Origin of the sequence: Bittarella massiliensis (ex Durand et al. 2017), from assembly GCF_001486165.1 — a bacterium.
Classification (GTDB): Bacteria; Bacillota; Clostridia; order Oscillospirales; family Ruminococcaceae; genus Bittarella; species Bittarella massiliensis.
Map to the genome: position 1 here is coordinate 502,212 of NZ_LN908977.1, position 13,072 is coordinate 515,283.

The window sequence follows — 13,072 nt, forward strand, 5'->3', positions numbered from 1 at the left end:
CGATTTCCTCCTCCTTCTGCTTCCATCATAGAGGGACGGGCGTAAAAAGGGGGCAAGCAAACGGGGCGCGAAGATGAAATTTTCGTTAAGAGGGCGCACTCCCATGCCACCGGACCCCCTCCGCAGGGCAGAGGAGGGGGAGGCCGACTTGTCCCCGGGGGCAGGATTCGCCAAATCCCGCTCCCCGCTCGGGCTATCATCAGAGGCAGGGGGGAATCGCCGTGACCGTTTATCTGGACGTCCTGGTGGCCATCAACGTCTTTATCAACTACCTGCTCTTGCTGGGCACCGCCTGCCTGGGGGGGATCCCCGCCGGGCGGCTGCGGATCTTGGCGGCCAGCGCCCTTTCGGGGGCCCTCTCCGCCTGCATCCTGCTGCCGGGGTTTGACAACCTCTTTTTCAAGATCGCCCTCTGCGTCCTGACGGTGGCGGTGGCCTTTCCCAACCGATCCCTGGCCGGTTTTGGGAAGAACGCCCTTCTGTTTTTGCTGGTGAACTTTGTCTTTGCCGGGGCCATCATGGGGTTGGAGCTGGCCTTTTCCCCCAAGCGGATGGCCTATTTTAACGGGGTCTTGTACCTGGACCTGCCCATCGGCACCTTCGTCCTCTTCGCGGGCCTCTCCTACCTGCTGGTGGAGGGGGTCAGCTGGCTCTCGGGGCGGTTTTCCAAAGCCCAGTACCGGGTGCGGGTCCAAAAGGGGGGGAGAGAGACGGTCTGCACCGGTTTTGTGGACACCGGCAACACCCTTGCCGACCCCTATACCGGGGACCCGGTGGTCCTGCTCTCCCTCTCGGCGGCGGCCCCCCTTCTCACCGCCCACCAGCAGCTGTTCGTGCTCAGCTCGCAGACCAAAGACCCCGCCGGCCTCCGCCTCATCCCCTACGGCACCGCCAGCGGCAAGGCGCTGCTCCCGGCCTTTACCCCCGATCGGATCTTGGTGGAGGACGCCCGCGGCCGGGTGCTCTGCAACACTGGCCGGGTCTGCGTGGGGGTGGTGGCCGAGCGCTTCGGCAAGGGGGAAAACGACTGTATCCTGCAAGGAGAGATCATAGGGAGGACCGACAATGGATTGGCTGCGAAGACTGTGGAAAAAATGGTTCGGCGGTAGACACGTCTACTACATCAACGGGCCGGAGGTACTGCCCCCGCCCCTGGAAAAGAGCCGCGAGGCGGAGGTATTTGACCAGCTGGAGCGGGGGGAGGAGAGCGCCAAGGAGACCCTCATTGTCCACAACCTGCGGCTGGTGGTCTACATCGCCAAGAAGTTCGAGTCTACCGGGGTAGGGGTGGAGGACCTGATCTCCATCGGCACCATCGGCCTCATCAAGGCGGTGAACACCTTTCAGCCCCAAAAGAAGATCAAGCTGGCCACCTATGCCTCCCGCTGTATCGAAAACGAGATCCTCATGTACCTGCGCAAGGCCTCCAACAAGCACCAGGACCTGAGCATCGACGAGCCGCTGAATGTGGATTGGGACGGCAACGAGCTGCTCCTCTCAGACATCCTCGGCACCGAGCCCGACAGCGTGGGCAAGGGCATCGAAAAGGATGCCGAGCGCACCCTCTTGCAGCAGGCGGTGGCCCGCCTGGCCCCCCGGGAGCGGATCATCATGGAGATGCGCTTTGGCCTGGGGGGACAGAAGGAGCACACCCAAAAGGAGGTGGCCGAGCTCATCGGCATCTCCCAGTCGTACATCTCCCGGCTGGAAAAGCGGATCATCAAGCGGCTGCGCAAGGACCTGGAGGCCGCCATCTGACCCGCCTGCACATACATAAAACAGCACCCCAACAGAAAGCGCGGGGGCGCACCCAATTCGGGTGCGCCCCCGCGCTTCCTCTTTTCTCCCTCCCGCTGTCAGGGGCGGGCGTCCAGCAGCCCCTCCAGCGCCCGGCAGAAGTCTTCATCCTGCTGGGCGGTGCGCTTTTTGGGGCCCTTGGTGCGGCCGCCCGCCCGGCGGACCTTTCTCCCCAGATGGCGGCTCATCAGCAGCCCGTCCAGGTTTTCGTCGGTGTAGACCAGCCCGTTTTGGTTGAGCGCCCGCGCCCGTTTGGCCAGGGCCATGGCGGCCACCCCGTAGTCCTGGGTGACGGCGATGTCCCCCGGCTCCAGGTCGCCCACCAGGGCGTAGTCGGCGGCGTCGGCCCCCTGGGAGACCACCTTCACCTCGCACCCCTCGCCCGGCGCAAACTGGTGGGCGGTGTCGCAGTAGAGGGTGACGGCCACCCCCCGCTCCCGGCAGAGGGCGAGGGCCAGCCGGGTCACCGGGCAGGCGTCTGCGTCGATGCGCACGCGCATGGAAATCCACTCCTTTTCGTATATGTTGAAGAGAGACAATGGGGACCGGCGGCGGGGGAGAGACGGGTCTTTTCCGCATAACCGGTCGAAGCAGGGAAAGGATAGGGTTGACAAATGGGCAAAACTATACTAAACTGGTATAAAAAGAAGAAAACCAAGGAGGTCAAACGAACCATGACGCTGGAACACCTGAATGAAAGCAATTTTGAAACCGCCGTCAAGGGCAGCGGCAAGCCGGTGCTGGTGGACTTTTTCGCCACCTGGTGCGGCCCCTGCAAGATGCTGGGCCCGGTGCTCGAAGAGCTGGCCGGCGAGATGGAGGGCCAGGCCGACTTTTACAAGCTGGACATCGACGAGGCGCCCGACATCGCCAACCGCTTTGGGGTGATGAGTGTCCCCACCCTGATCCTCTTTCAGGACGGGCAGGAGATCAAGCGCACCCTGGGCTTTCAGCCCAAGAGCAAGCTCAAGACCCTGTTTGACTAGTCTGTCCCGGTGAGCAAAAAAGGAACGGAGAGATCCGTTCCTTTTTTTGTGGCCGTAGAGGGGGTGCGGTCACTCCGCCATCCCCAGGCCGACCCGGTCGGCCACTTCCTTCATCCCCTCCAGGGCCTCGGCCATCACCCAGTCCAGCTCTTTTCCCAGCAGCTCACAACCGCCGCGGATCACGTCCCGGTTGCAGCCGGCGGCAAATTTTTTGTCCTTGAACTTCTTTTTCAGGCTCTTGAGCTCCATGTCCATCACGCTCCTGCTGGGGCGCACCAGGGCCGCGGCGTTGATGATGCCGGTGAGCTCGTCCACCGTGTAGAGGGTCTTCTCCATCTCGCTCTCAGGCGCGACGTCGCAGCAGAGGCCGTACCCGTGGGAGCAGACCGAGTGGATGACGCTGTCGTCCACCCCTTCGGCCTGCAGCAGCTCCACCGCCTTCTTGCAGTGCTCCTCGGGGTACTGGTCGTAGTCCACGTCGTGCAGCAGCCCCACGACCCCCCATAGCTCCTCGTCCGCCCCCGCGAGGCGGGCGAAGTGGCGCATGGTCCCCTCCACGCAGAGGGCGTGTTTGACCAAATCGGGGGAGTGGGTGTACTTGGTGAGGATGTCGTATGCCTGTTGGCGGTTTGGGATCATGGAAATCGCTCCTTCTCTCTATCGTCTCTGTCTTTATTTGCCATCTCAAATGATCAGTAGCCCAGCCGCCCCGGCAGGAAAAAGAGGTGGATGCGCTGGGGGTCCCGCTGGTAGGACTGCACCGAGAAGTCGCAGCAGATGCGCCCCTCGCTGCGGCAGCGCCGCTCGCCGCAGTGGCCGGTGGCCGCACAGGGGGTGGCCAGTCCCAGGCGAACGCAGTTTTTCGGCGCGGCCACTGCCTTGACCCGCTCCACCGCCGCCTTCAGGTCGGGGACGATCTTGTTTTCCCCGGCGATGACGAGCACCTTTTTCGGCCCAAAGGCCATGGCCGCCACCCGGTTGCCGTTGCCGTCCACGTTGAAGAGCTCGCCCTGTTCGGTGACGGCGTTGGTCGAGGTGATATACCAGTCGGCAAAGAAGGCGCGGCGCATCATCTCCCCGGCCTCCTCGGGGGTGATGCCGGGGCGGGCCCGGTCGAGAAAGCGGTAGTCCCCGCAGGCCAGCAGCCCGGCCACCCCCGTCTCGGCGGCGGTCATGGTGCCGCCCATGGCCACCGTGTCGCCGGGCCGCAGGTAGTCCCGGCGCAGAAGGGCCACCAGGTCCTCCGGGCCCTCCACGAATTGGGCTTGGATGTTGTTTTTTTGCAGTGCGGCGATGGTCCTCGCCAGCTGTTCGGTCATGGCGGCCCCTCCTTTTTGGGCGGGGGCGGCAGGCGCAAAATCGCGGCCGCTCTTTGCCCCTTGATCCTCTGCTTTCCAGTATAAACACCCCCTCTTTTTTTGTAAAGCGGTTTCCCCCCTCCCCCCGCTGTCTTTTTTGCGGGAGATGTGGTATGATAGACCTGTTTTGAAAATCTCTCGACGACACAACAGGTGACACCATGGAAATCAAGTGCAACGACCTCTCCCTCTCCTTCGGCCAGTTCCCGATCTTGCAGGGGGTCAACTTTACCCTGACCGACACCTCCCGGGTGGGGATCATCGGCCAGAACGGGGCGGGCAAGTCCACCCTGCTCAAACTCATCACCGGGGAGCTGACCCCCGACGCGGGCGATCTGTTCATCACCCGGGGCACCAGCATCGGCTTTCTCAAACAAAACAGCGGCCTCTCGGCTGAGCGCACCATCTTCGAGGAGATGCGCTCGGTCTTTTCCCGGCTGCTTTTCTGCCAGGAGCAGATGGCGAAGCTCCAGCGGCAGATGGCCGCGGCCGACCCCGCCGGCGCCGACTACGCCCGGATGGCCGCCGACTACGCCGCCCTGAACACCGAATTCGAGGCGGGCGACGGCTACACCATCGACTACCGCATCCGCACCGTCCTCTTCGGCATGGGCTTTGGGGAGGAGGACTTCCCCAAGGAGATCTACAAGATGTCCGGCGGGGAGAAGACCCGCCTGGCCCTGGCCAAGCTGCTCCTCCTGGGCCCCCAGGTGCTGCTGCTGGACGAACCCACCAACCACCTGGACTTCACGACCCTCCTCTGGCTGGAAAACTACCTCAAGGGCTACAAGGGCTGCGTGGTGGTGGTCTCCCACGACCGCTACTTCCTCGACACCACCGTCACCGAGATCCTCGAGGTCTCCCGCCACCGGGTCAAGAGCTACAAGGGCAACTACAGCCGCTACAAGCAGCTCAAGGAGGAGGAGCTCTACGCCGGCTCCCGCGCCTACGAAAAGCAGCAGAAGGTCATTGAAAAGTACGAGGATTACATCCAGAAAAACCTGGTGCGGGCCTCCACCTCCAAGATGGCCAAATCCCGCCGCAAGGCGCTGGAGAAGATGGAGGTCCTCGAAAAGCCCACCGAGGAGAAGGAGGTGGTCCGCTTCACCTTCCCCTTTGACCGGCCCCCCTTTGAAAATGTCTTTTCGGTCAAGGGGGTGGATGTCTGCGTCGAGGGCAAAGCCCTCATCCACGATGTCTCCTTCACCGTCAAGCGGGGGGAAAAGGCCTGCATCGTGGGGGAGAACGGGGCGGGCAAGTCCACCTTTTTAAAGCAGGTGCTGGGAATGCTGCCCACCCTTCGGGGCAGGATACAGACAGGCGGCTTTGTAAAGATCGGCTACTTCGAGCAGGAGCAAAACCCCTTTCACCCCGGCGAGACGGTGCTGGACGCCCTGCACAACAAATATCCCGGCATGACCGAGTTGGAGCTGCGCTCCCACCTGGCGGCCTTTGCCTTTACCGGGGAGGAGATCGAAAAGCGGGTGGGCGAACTCTCCGGCGGGGAGCTGGCCAAGCTGAAATTTGCCAACCTGAGCCTGCAGCGGCCCAACGTCCTGGTGCTGGACGAACCCTCCAACCACCTGGACCTCTTTGCCAAGGAGGAGCTGCAAAAGGCCCTCAAGGCGTATGAGGGGACCATCCTCATGGTCTCCCACGACCGCTATCTCCTCAACGACACCGCCGACTACATCATCGAGATGTCCCGCAGCGGGGTGGAGATCACCCCGGGCAATTTCGAGGCGTACCGCGCCAAGTTGGAGGCCAGGGAGGCCGCCGGCCAGGCCCAGGAGCAGGAGAAAAAGCCCGCCCCCAAGCAGGAGGCGGGGAGCTACCGCTCCAAGGAGGAGCGGCGCCGGGCCGCCCAGCGGCGGGAGGCCCTCTCCCGGGTGGAGCGGGCCATCGAGGACTGTGAGGCGGAGATGGCCGCCCAGCAGGCGGCCCTGGCCGAACCCGACGTGCAGAGCGACTACCAGCGGCTGGCGGACATCACCGCCGCCCTGGAGGCGCTCCAGTCCAAATTGGATGGGTTGATGGAAGAATGGGAAACGCTGGAAAGCGCGCAGTAAAGGGTCGGGTCCGCACCGCGGCCCTGCTGCTGGGGGCGGTCGCCTCCTGCATTGTGGCCATGGAGGCCACCTATTACGCCACCCGGGCGGTGGCGGGCCGGGTCGAGCGCTCGGCCCTGGGCAACCTGGTGAGCACCGCCCGCCTCTTTCTGAAGAGCGAGGTGGACCCCCGCCCCTACATTCAGGTGCTCTTTGGCAGGGGGGACACCCTGCAGCTCTTTTTTGACTACACCGACGCCCTGGGGGACTCGGCCCTGCGCGCCGAAATGCAGCCCCAGGCGGTGGCGGTGGGCTTTCTCGACATCCTCAAGGCCATCCCGGTGGAGCAGAAGATCGAGCGCATCCGCTGTGCCGACGGGGCCATCACCTTCTTTTTGCCGGAGGCCGACATGGAGGAGGGGCGCGCCTACGCTGAGACCCTGGCTGGCAGCAAGGCCTTTCTCCGGGTCAAGGTGACCCCCGGCACCGGCGGGGTCTACCTGGCCTGTGAGTTGCCCTCCCTGGCGGAGGTGCCCGCCCTCGCGGGGAACTGAAAAGACATCTGCAAGCGCGCCCTCTGCGGAGAAGCAGGGGGCGCGCTTTTTGGCGTGGAGGGCCCGGAGAAGGGGTGCTGGCGGAGAGGGGAGGGGCGTGCTATACTGGGGTTGGCCGAGGTGGGGCGAGCGAAAAAGACCGGCAAAATACACCGCTGTATCCCGAAAAAAGGAGCTTTTGCGGGGCGGGTGGGGACAGCGTCCGCCGGAGAATGGCCCCTCGCACCGGCCACCTGTGAAAAAAGGAGAAATCAAATGATGGATACAACCAATCAAACCGCCCTGCGCATGGGCTACGCCCAGGCCGACATCACCCCGGCAGGGCCGGTCATCACCATCGGCTTTGGGCGGGAGGACCAGCTCTCCCGCGGGGTGCGAAAGCCCCTCTCGGCCCAGGTCACCGTTTGGCAGTTGGGGGAGGAGCGCTGCTGTCTGGCCGCCATCGACCACATCGGCCTCGGGCTGGAACACGCCTGGGCGCTGCGCGACGGGCTGGGGGAGGTGCTGGGCATTTCCCGGGAAAAGGTGATGCTCTGCTTTTCCCACACCCACGCCGCGCCCAACGACAGCGAGGAACCCGCCTATCTGCGCCTTCTCTGTGAGCGGGTGCTGGCAGCCGCCGCCGAGGCGGCCGGGAAGATGACCCCCGCCTGTGCGGGGTGGGGCAACGGGCACACCGCCATCGGCGTCAACCGCCGCGCGGACAGCACCCAACTGGACGACCGGCTGGGTATTTTAAAGGTGGCGGACCCCGCCACCGGCGAGCTCCGGCTGCTGCTGTTGCGGCTGACCGCCCACGCCAATGTCCTCAAGGGGGACAACTGGCTCATCAGCCCCGATTACTTCGGCGCGGTGAGGGAGCTGCTGGGCCGCCAGTACCGCTGCCCGGTGGTGGTCACCCAGGGGGCGTCGGGCAACGTGGCCCCCCGCTATTTCTGCTCGGAGGAGATCCCGCCCGACGCCGTGGGAGAGGCCTTCCACCGCTCCGCCACCGCCCTGGAGGACATGGCCCAGACCGTCCTCCGGGACGCCCGGCCGGTCATCGACCGCATTCGCCCGCAGGGGGTGGAGCGGCTGGCTGCGTTTGTCCGCACCGTCGAGTTGACCGCCCAGGTCCCCAGCTACGAGCGGGCGCTGGAAATCGCCGACGAGGCGCGGCGCTTTTGCAACATGGACGGCACGGCCTGGCTGGCCGAGGTGCGCCGCCTTCTCGACGCCGGTGTCCGCCGGCAGGTGGAGGAGGTGGAGGTGCAGTACTTTCTGCTGGGAGAGGGCTGTCTCTGCGGGGTGCCCAACGAGGTGATGTGCGAGTTCGCCCTGCGCGCCGCCACCCAGGTGGGGAGCGAATACCTCTACTTCGGCGGCTACACCAACGGCTGCGGGGGCTACTTCCCAACAGAGGAGGAGTTTGACCTGGGCGGCTACGAGGTCTATTGGTCGCTGCTCCTCTACTTTCCCTACTTCGGGCGGGTGTTCCCCCTGCGGCGGGAATCGGCGGGCCGGCTCATCGACTTTGTGGCCGCCAACAGCCCCCTGTAAAGAGAAAGGCCCTTCACACGCCGCCGCCTCGCCCCTCTGCGGGCGGCGGGGTCGGCGCCGGATCGGCACAAAAAAATGGGAGATGCTACTGTTTGTAGCATCTCCCATTTTGCAAGCTCTGTTTTGGCCTGTCAAAGCGGCACTTAGGCAGCGGTGACGGTGTCGGTGTCGGTCTTGCCCTCTTTCATGCTCTTCTCCAGCTCGACCAGCAGCACCTTGATGGAGTTGGAGGAGTTGGTGGCGCCGGCGACAGCGGCCATCTTCTCGGCGGACTGCTTCTCCACGTACTGGGTGGCAATGTCCTTGTAGAACTTCTCGGGGTAGTTGCCGTTGACCGGCTCCATGGAGGCGCGGTACTCGGCGCTCGCGGACTTCTTCTCCCCGGCGGCGTTGGTGGCGTCGGCGGTGCAGGCGGTGACCTTGCCGTCTTTGACGGTGACCTCTACATACTCGGTCCAGCCGTGCTCGTCAGCGGCACTGTACTGGGCCTTGTAGGTGCCGTCTTTGTAGGCGGATTTGCCGCAACCAACAAAAACGGAGAGGGCGAGAATGGCGACCATCGCAATGGACAACACTTTCTTCATATTATTCTCCTTTTCTCCAGCGCAAAGACACTCATCTGGTGCGCGCCGCCCCCGGACGCTGGCGTGAGGACGGACACAGACCGGAAAGCTGTGACAAAAGGCGCACCTCACCATTCATCATTCCCGGGCTGACTATTAATATACCCTATTATATCCAATTTGTCAATCGGGAAATACGGCTCAAATCTCCCCTTTTTTGTACAGATTCGACAGTCCTTTTGCGGGGGAGTGTTGACACCACAGTTTGGGGCAATTACAATAGAGAAATCGGATAGCGAATGGGCAGTTTGGCCAGAGAAGGGGAGGGGTTTTGTGGAAATTGCGAAAAAGCGGACAAGGTGCTGGCCGGTGGCCACGGCGGTCGCCGCCCTGCTGCTGGCCCTCCTCCTCTTTGGCCGCTGGTACGAGGAGCGGCGGGCCTCCTCCTCCAGCACCGACTTTTTGATGAACACCTTTGTCAGCCAGACGGTGTACGGCCCCCACAGGGAAGAGGCGATCGCCGCCGTGGTCGAGCGGCTGCGCCAATTTGAGTCGGTCTATTCCCTCTATAAAGACAGCTCCCAGGTCGAGGCCATCAACCAAAACGCGGGGGTCGCACCGGTGGAGGTGGACGCCGAGGTGTTCACCCTCATCGCCCGGGCCAAGGCCCTCTCCGAGGAGAGCGGCGGCGCCTTTGACATCACCGTGGCCCCCCTCTCTCTCCTCTGGGACATCACCGGCAAAAATCCCCGCGTCCCCGCCCAGGACGAGATCGACCAGGCCCTGGCCCTGGTGGACTACCGCGACATCCTCCTGGACGAGGAGCGGGGGACGGTGATGCTCCGCCGCCCGGGGCAGAAGCTGGATCTGGGGGCCATCGCCAAGGGGTATGCCTGTGCGGTGGCCGGTCAGGTCTACCGGCAGCAGGGGGTCGAGTCGGCGGTCCTCTCCATCGGGGGGAACGTCTACACCGTCGGCCACCAGCCGGGGGGGAAGCCCTTTGACATCGGAGTGTCCGCCCCGGTCAAGGACCGGACCGAGCTCCTGGGCACCCTCCACGCCGACGGGATGGTGATCTCCACCTCCGGCGCCTACGAGCGGTATTTCGAGGTGGACGGCCGACGCTATCACCACATCTTCGACCCCGCCACCGGCTGGCCCGCCCAGTCCGACCTGCTGTCGGTGACGGTCATCTCCCAGGACGGGGCCCTGGCCGACGCCATGTCCACCGCCCTCTTTGTGGAGGGGCTGGACGGCGTCAAGGAAAACCTGGACCGGGAGGAGTTCTCCCTCCTCGCCGTCGACGCCACCGGCACGGTCTACCTCTCGGACAACATCAGGGACGACTTTGTCCTCACCGACGAAAACTACCACCTGGCCGACGCGTAGCGCCTGGGGGAAAGGAGCGGCACCATGCACCAGAAAACCAGGCGGATCGCCCTGTTGGGGCTCCTCTTTGCCGTCTCCCTGGTCCTCTCCTTTTTGGAGGGGCTCATCCCGCCGCTGCCCGCCATGCCCCCCGGGGTCAAACTGGGGCTGGCCAACATCGTGGTGATGTACAGCCTGCTCTGTCTCGACTTTCGCAGCGCCCTCACCCTCACCGCCCTCAAGGGGCTCTCGGCCTTTTTGATGCGGGGGGCCATCTCCGCCTGCATGAGTTTGGCGGGCAGTCTGGTCTCGGTGCTGGCCATGGAGGGGGTGGTCCGCCTCTCCCGCGCCGCCAAGAAGGGCCGCAAGGTGGATTTTCTGACCCTGGCCATGACCGGCTCCATCGGCCACAATCTGGGTCAAATCGGGATGTCGGTCCTCCTCCTCAAAACCACCGTCGCCTTCTACTACCTGCCGGTGCTGTTGATTTCCGGGGTGGTGATGGGGGTGGTCACCGGCTCCACCCTGCGAGTGGTGATGCCCCACATCCAGCGGCTGCAGCTGCGGGGGGAGAACGGCCGCCGGCAATAGCGAATGGACAGCGGGTCCGGCATCTGCCGGGCCCTTTTTCTGTGCGGCGGCCCGCCTTGCCCTCCCCGAGACCTCGACAACTTGTCATATACTTAGTACAAATGTACAAAGAAAAGGTCCGCTCTTTTGGCAGAAGGGGGAAAATGAAGTCCCCATGTTGACAGCTTGTTGTCTTGATGTTATGTTTTAGATACAAGTTGACCGGGCGCTGACAGCGCCTGGAAACGGTCAAAAAACAGATGGGGAGGATATGAAAACCATGAAAAAATGGATGGCGTCGCTGTTGGCGCTGAGCGTTCTCGCGGGGTTGACCATGACCGGCTGCGGGGAGAAGAAAGAGGCGGGGAACGAGAGCTCCAGCCAGCAAAAGCACATCGAGAGCATCTGCTACGTCACCGCCAACCTGGGCGATAAGTCCATGTCCGACATCGCCAACGAGGGACTGGTGAAGGCGGGCAAGGAGTTTGGCCTGACCTACAAGACCATTGAGTACGGCACCGACAAGGCGAAGATCGAGCCCAGTATCCTCGACGCCGCCGAGAACTACGACCTGGTGTTCCTCTCCGGCAGCGAGCGGTTGGAGTACGTGCAGAAGCACGCCGCCGAGTTCCCCGACGTCAAGTTTGTGGCCTTTGACGTCGATCCCAGCAAGGTGCCCGAGCACCCCAACGTCTACTGCATCACCTACGCCCAGAACGAGGGCGACTTCCTGGCGGCGGCCCTGGCCCAAAAGATGTCCAAAAACGGGGTCATCGGCTGGGTGGGCGGCCGGGAGGACACGGTCATCAACGACTTTTTGGTGGGCTATATCGAGGGCAGCAAGCACGCCAACCCCAGCGGCAAGGTCGCCATCTCCTTTGTGGGCGACTTCTCCAACGCCCCCAAAGCCAAAGAGCTGGCCCTGCTGCAGATCGAGCAGAACGGCGCCAACATCATCCACCAGGTGGCCGGCGGCGCCGGGCTGGGCGTCTTTGAGGCCCTGAGCACCAAAGAGGGCACCTGGGGCATCGGCGTGGACGCCGACCAGCGCAACTTCTTCATCGAGAGCAAGCCCGAGATCGCCGACCTGATCCTGGTCTCCATGCAAAAGCGCAACGACGTGGCCATCTACGACCTGACCAAGATGACCATGAACGGCGAGACCGAGATGTACGGCACCAACGAGACCTGGGGCATTGCCCGGGGGGCCATCGGCCTCTCTGAAAACGACTTCTACAAGCAAAACACCTCCAAAGAGGTGCAGGACTACATCGCCCAGTGCAAAGAGGGCATCACCAGCGGCTCCATCAAGGTAAAAAGCGCCTTCGGCCTGGAGCAGGATGTCATCAACACCATGAAAAACGAGGTCAAGGCCTAACGGCTTGCCCCCTTCCTTTTGAAAGCCCCCTCTTTCCAAAGCGGACCGGTGTCTGGCGGCCAGTAGCCAGATGCCGGTCCGCTTTTGTCCGCTATTTGACATTTGCCCGGGCAGGGGCTACAATCGAAAAAAGCCGGTGTGACCGGCGGGGAGAAGAGGGAATGGGGATGGGCATCTTCTATCAGTTCTGCCTCGCCGTATCGGCCGGGGTCGTACTGGGCTTTTTGGGAGGGGCGATCAAGGCCATCTGCCGCAAGAAAGGGTATTCCCAGCAGCAGGTGACGCAGGCCCGAAAGGCGCTGGCCCGGGCGGCCCGGGTGGCCAAATACCTCACCTTTCTCGGGCTGGCGCTGGGGCTCATCTGGTGCGTTTACTTTTTGGTGCTGGGGGCGGTGTCCCCCGGGCAGGCCGAGTACGCCAACAACATGTCCGAATTGATCGTCGCCGTCCTCACCGTGATCTCCATCGTCTTTGCCTTCCTCGAATTTCTCAAGCACGCCGACGGCTGAACGGCCGCAGGCAGAAAAAAGCCGCCCTTTGTGGGGCGGCTTTTTTGGCCCGTCACGGCGGGTGCGGAGGGTCCTCCTCCGGCAGGTCGGCCAGGGCGTATTCGACGGCCTGCAGGAGGAGGGAGTTGAGGGAGACGCCGGTGCGCTTTTTGAGGGCGCAGAGCCGGTCGTAGAGGGCGGCGGGGAAGCGGGTGGTCAGGCCGATGTCGGCCCCTTTGTACCCAATTGCCCTGATTGTAAACGCCATTGTAAGACCGCTCCTTTCCTCTCGGTGTACAAGTCTACAATAGCGCAAATTAGCCTGTCAATAAAGAGCAATTTTCGCGAGTGATTTGGGCAAACACTTCAGTCCACTGGTGAAATGGTGCAAAAAATTGGTCCTCCCGTGCTTTTGTCACAGAA

15 protein-coding genes are annotated in these 13,072 nt (G+C 63.3%); 10 read left to right on the forward strand and 5 right to left on the reverse strand.

The window, feature by feature from the left end; genetic code table 11:
• Nucleotides 1-221 precede the first annotated feature (221 nt).
• Nucleotides 222-1,109: a sigma-E processing peptidase SpoIIGA gene (locus BN3266_RS09335; protein WP_021661241.1), complete on the forward strand. Its 888-nt coding sequence runs from the start codon at nucleotides 222-224 to the stop codon at nucleotides 1,107-1,109.
• Nucleotides 1,066-1,758 carry an RNA polymerase sporulation sigma factor SigE gene (gene sigE / locus BN3266_RS09340; protein ID WP_021661242.1) on the forward strand — a complete coding sequence of 231 codons (693 nt, stop codon included), beginning with the start codon at nucleotides 1,066-1,068 and terminating at the stop codon, nucleotides 1,756-1,758. The genes BN3266_RS09335 and sigE overlap by 44 nt, the downstream gene beginning before the upstream one ends.
• Before the next feature lie 98 nt (nucleotides 1,759-1,856).
• Here sigE and BN3266_RS09345 read toward each other — a convergent pair whose 3' ends face one another.
• Nucleotides 1,857-2,297 (reverse strand): YaiI/YqxD family protein, encoded by a 441-nt coding sequence (locus BN3266_RS09345; protein ID WP_059004940.1) that lies wholly within the window; start codon nucleotides 2,295-2,297, stop codon nucleotides 1,857-1,859.
• A 174-nt stretch (nucleotides 2,298-2,471) separates the two neighbouring features.
• Here BN3266_RS09345 and trxA point away from each other — a divergent pair, with 174 nt between their 5' ends.
• Complete coding sequence (trxA, locus tag BN3266_RS09350) at nucleotides 2,472-2,783, forward strand: thioredoxin (protein ID WP_044993427.1); 312 nt, start codon at nucleotides 2,472-2,474, stop codon at nucleotides 2,781-2,783.
• Nucleotides 2,784-2,852: 69 nt separating this feature from the next.
• On the opposite strand, the gene BN3266_RS09355 is transcribed toward trxA, so the two are convergent.
• Both BN3266_RS09355 and BN3266_RS09360 read right to left on the reverse strand, forming a co-directional pair.
• Nucleotides 2,853-3,422 carry an HDIG domain-containing metalloprotein gene (locus tag BN3266_RS09355; RefSeq protein ID WP_059004941.1) on the reverse strand — a complete coding sequence of 190 codons (570 nt, stop codon included), beginning with the start codon at nucleotides 3,420-3,422 and terminating at the stop codon, nucleotides 2,853-2,855.
• 53 nt (nucleotides 3,423-3,475) lie between these two features.
• A complete protein-coding gene (locus BN3266_RS09360) occupies nucleotides 3,476-4,102 on the reverse strand; it encodes a lactate utilization protein (RefSeq protein WP_059004942.1) in 627 nt (208 codons plus the stop codon).
• 200 nt (nucleotides 4,103-4,302) lie between these two features.
• On the opposite strand from BN3266_RS09360, the gene abc-f reads away from it, so the two are divergent.
• From abc-f to BN3266_RS09375, 3 genes are all read left to right on the forward strand, one after another.
• Complete coding sequence (gene abc-f / locus BN3266_RS09365; protein WP_059004943.1) at nucleotides 4,303-6,210, forward strand: ribosomal protection-like ABC-F family protein; 1,908 nt, start codon at nucleotides 4,303-4,305, stop codon at nucleotides 6,208-6,210.
• On the forward strand, nucleotides 6,183-6,743 hold the full coding sequence (locus BN3266_RS09370; RefSeq protein ID WP_059004944.1) for a hypothetical protein: 561 nt from the start codon (nucleotides 6,183-6,185) through the stop codon (nucleotides 6,741-6,743). The genes abc-f and BN3266_RS09370 overlap by 28 nt, the downstream gene beginning before the upstream one ends.
• A 258-nt stretch (nucleotides 6,744-7,001) precedes the next feature.
• Nucleotides 7,002-8,282, forward strand: coding sequence for a hypothetical protein (locus BN3266_RS09375; protein WP_075109779.1), 1,281 nt, complete (start codon nucleotides 7,002-7,004; stop codon nucleotides 8,280-8,282).
• Nucleotides 8,283-8,425: 143 nt separating this feature from the next.
• Here the strand turns inward: BN3266_RS09375 and BN3266_RS09380 are convergent, their stop codons facing one another.
• Nucleotides 8,426-8,866, reverse strand: a complete 441-nt coding sequence (locus tag BN3266_RS09380; RefSeq protein WP_059004946.1) for a hypothetical protein — start codon at nucleotides 8,864-8,866, stop codon at nucleotides 8,426-8,428.
• Nucleotides 8,867-9,178: 312 nt separating this feature from the next.
• Here BN3266_RS09380 and BN3266_RS09385 point away from each other — a divergent pair, with 312 nt between their 5' ends.
• From BN3266_RS09385 to BN3266_RS09400, 4 genes are all read left to right on the forward strand, one after another.
• Nucleotides 9,179-10,234: an FAD:protein FMN transferase gene (locus BN3266_RS09385; RefSeq protein WP_154669048.1), complete on the forward strand. Its 1,056-nt coding sequence runs from the start codon at nucleotides 9,179-9,181 to the stop codon at nucleotides 10,232-10,234.
• Between the two features lie 24 nt (nucleotides 10,235-10,258).
• Nucleotides 10,259-10,804, forward strand: a complete 546-nt coding sequence (locus BN3266_RS09390; RefSeq protein ID WP_059004948.1) for a Gx transporter family protein — start codon at nucleotides 10,259-10,261, stop codon at nucleotides 10,802-10,804.
• A 259-nt stretch (nucleotides 10,805-11,063) separates the two neighbouring features.
• Entirely contained in the window at nucleotides 11,064-12,161 is a 1,098-nt protein-coding gene (locus tag BN3266_RS09395; RefSeq protein WP_044993428.1) for a BMP family ABC transporter substrate-binding protein, read from the forward strand.
• Nucleotides 12,162-12,328: 167 nt separating this feature from the next.
• Nucleotides 12,329-12,670 (forward strand): hypothetical protein, encoded by a 342-nt coding sequence (locus BN3266_RS09400; protein ID WP_044993429.1) that lies wholly within the window; start codon nucleotides 12,329-12,331, stop codon nucleotides 12,668-12,670.
• 52 nt (nucleotides 12,671-12,722) lie between these two features.
• Here BN3266_RS09400 and BN3266_RS09405 read toward each other — a convergent pair whose 3' ends face one another.
• Entirely contained in the window at nucleotides 12,723-12,917 is a 195-nt protein-coding gene (locus BN3266_RS09405) for a hypothetical protein (RefSeq protein WP_059004949.1), read from the reverse strand.
• Nucleotides 12,918-13,072: the final 155 nt, after the last annotated feature.

Excerpts from the sequence above, each read along its gene's own strand:
- sigE (WP_021661242.1), top strand. The coding sequence starts at position 1,066 with ATGGATTGGCTGCGAAGACTGTGGAAAAAATGGTTCGGCGGTAGACAC.
- BN3266_RS09345 (WP_059004940.1), bottom strand. The coding sequence starts at position 2,297 with ATGCGCGTGCGCATCGACGCAGACGCCTGCCCGGTGACCCGGCTGGCC.
- trxA (WP_044993427.1), top strand. The coding sequence starts at position 2,472 with ATGACGCTGGAACACCTGAATGAAAGCAATTTTGAAACCGCCGTCAAG.
- BN3266_RS09355 (WP_059004941.1), bottom strand. The coding sequence starts at position 3,422 with ATGATCCCAAACCGCCAACAGGCATACGACATCCTCACCAAGTACACC.
- BN3266_RS09360 (WP_059004942.1), bottom strand. The coding sequence starts at position 4,102 with ATGACCGAACAGCTGGCGAGGACCATCGCCGCACTGCAAAAAAACAAC.
- abc-f (WP_059004943.1), top strand. The coding sequence starts at position 4,303 with ATGGAAATCAAGTGCAACGACCTCTCCCTCTCCTTCGGCCAGTTCCCG.
- BN3266_RS09370 (WP_059004944.1), top strand. The coding sequence starts at position 6,183 with ATGGGAAACGCTGGAAAGCGCGCAGTAAAGGGTCGGGTCCGCACCGCG.
- BN3266_RS09375 (WP_075109779.1), top strand. The coding sequence starts at position 7,002 with ATGGATACAACCAATCAAACCGCCCTGCGCATGGGCTACGCCCAGGCC.
- BN3266_RS09380 (WP_059004946.1), bottom strand. The coding sequence starts at position 8,866 with ATGAAGAAAGTGTTGTCCATTGCGATGGTCGCCATTCTCGCCCTCTCC.
- BN3266_RS09390 (WP_059004948.1), top strand. The coding sequence starts at position 10,259 with ATGCACCAGAAAACCAGGCGGATCGCCCTGTTGGGGCTCCTCTTTGCC.
- BN3266_RS09395 (WP_044993428.1), top strand. The coding sequence starts at position 11,064 with ATGAAAAAATGGATGGCGTCGCTGTTGGCGCTGAGCGTTCTCGCGGGG.
- BN3266_RS09400 (WP_044993429.1), top strand. The coding sequence starts at position 12,329 with ATGGGCATCTTCTATCAGTTCTGCCTCGCCGTATCGGCCGGGGTCGTA.
- BN3266_RS09405 (WP_059004949.1), bottom strand. The coding sequence starts at position 12,917 with ATGGCGTTTACAATCAGGGCAATTGGGTACAAAGGGGCCGACATCGGC.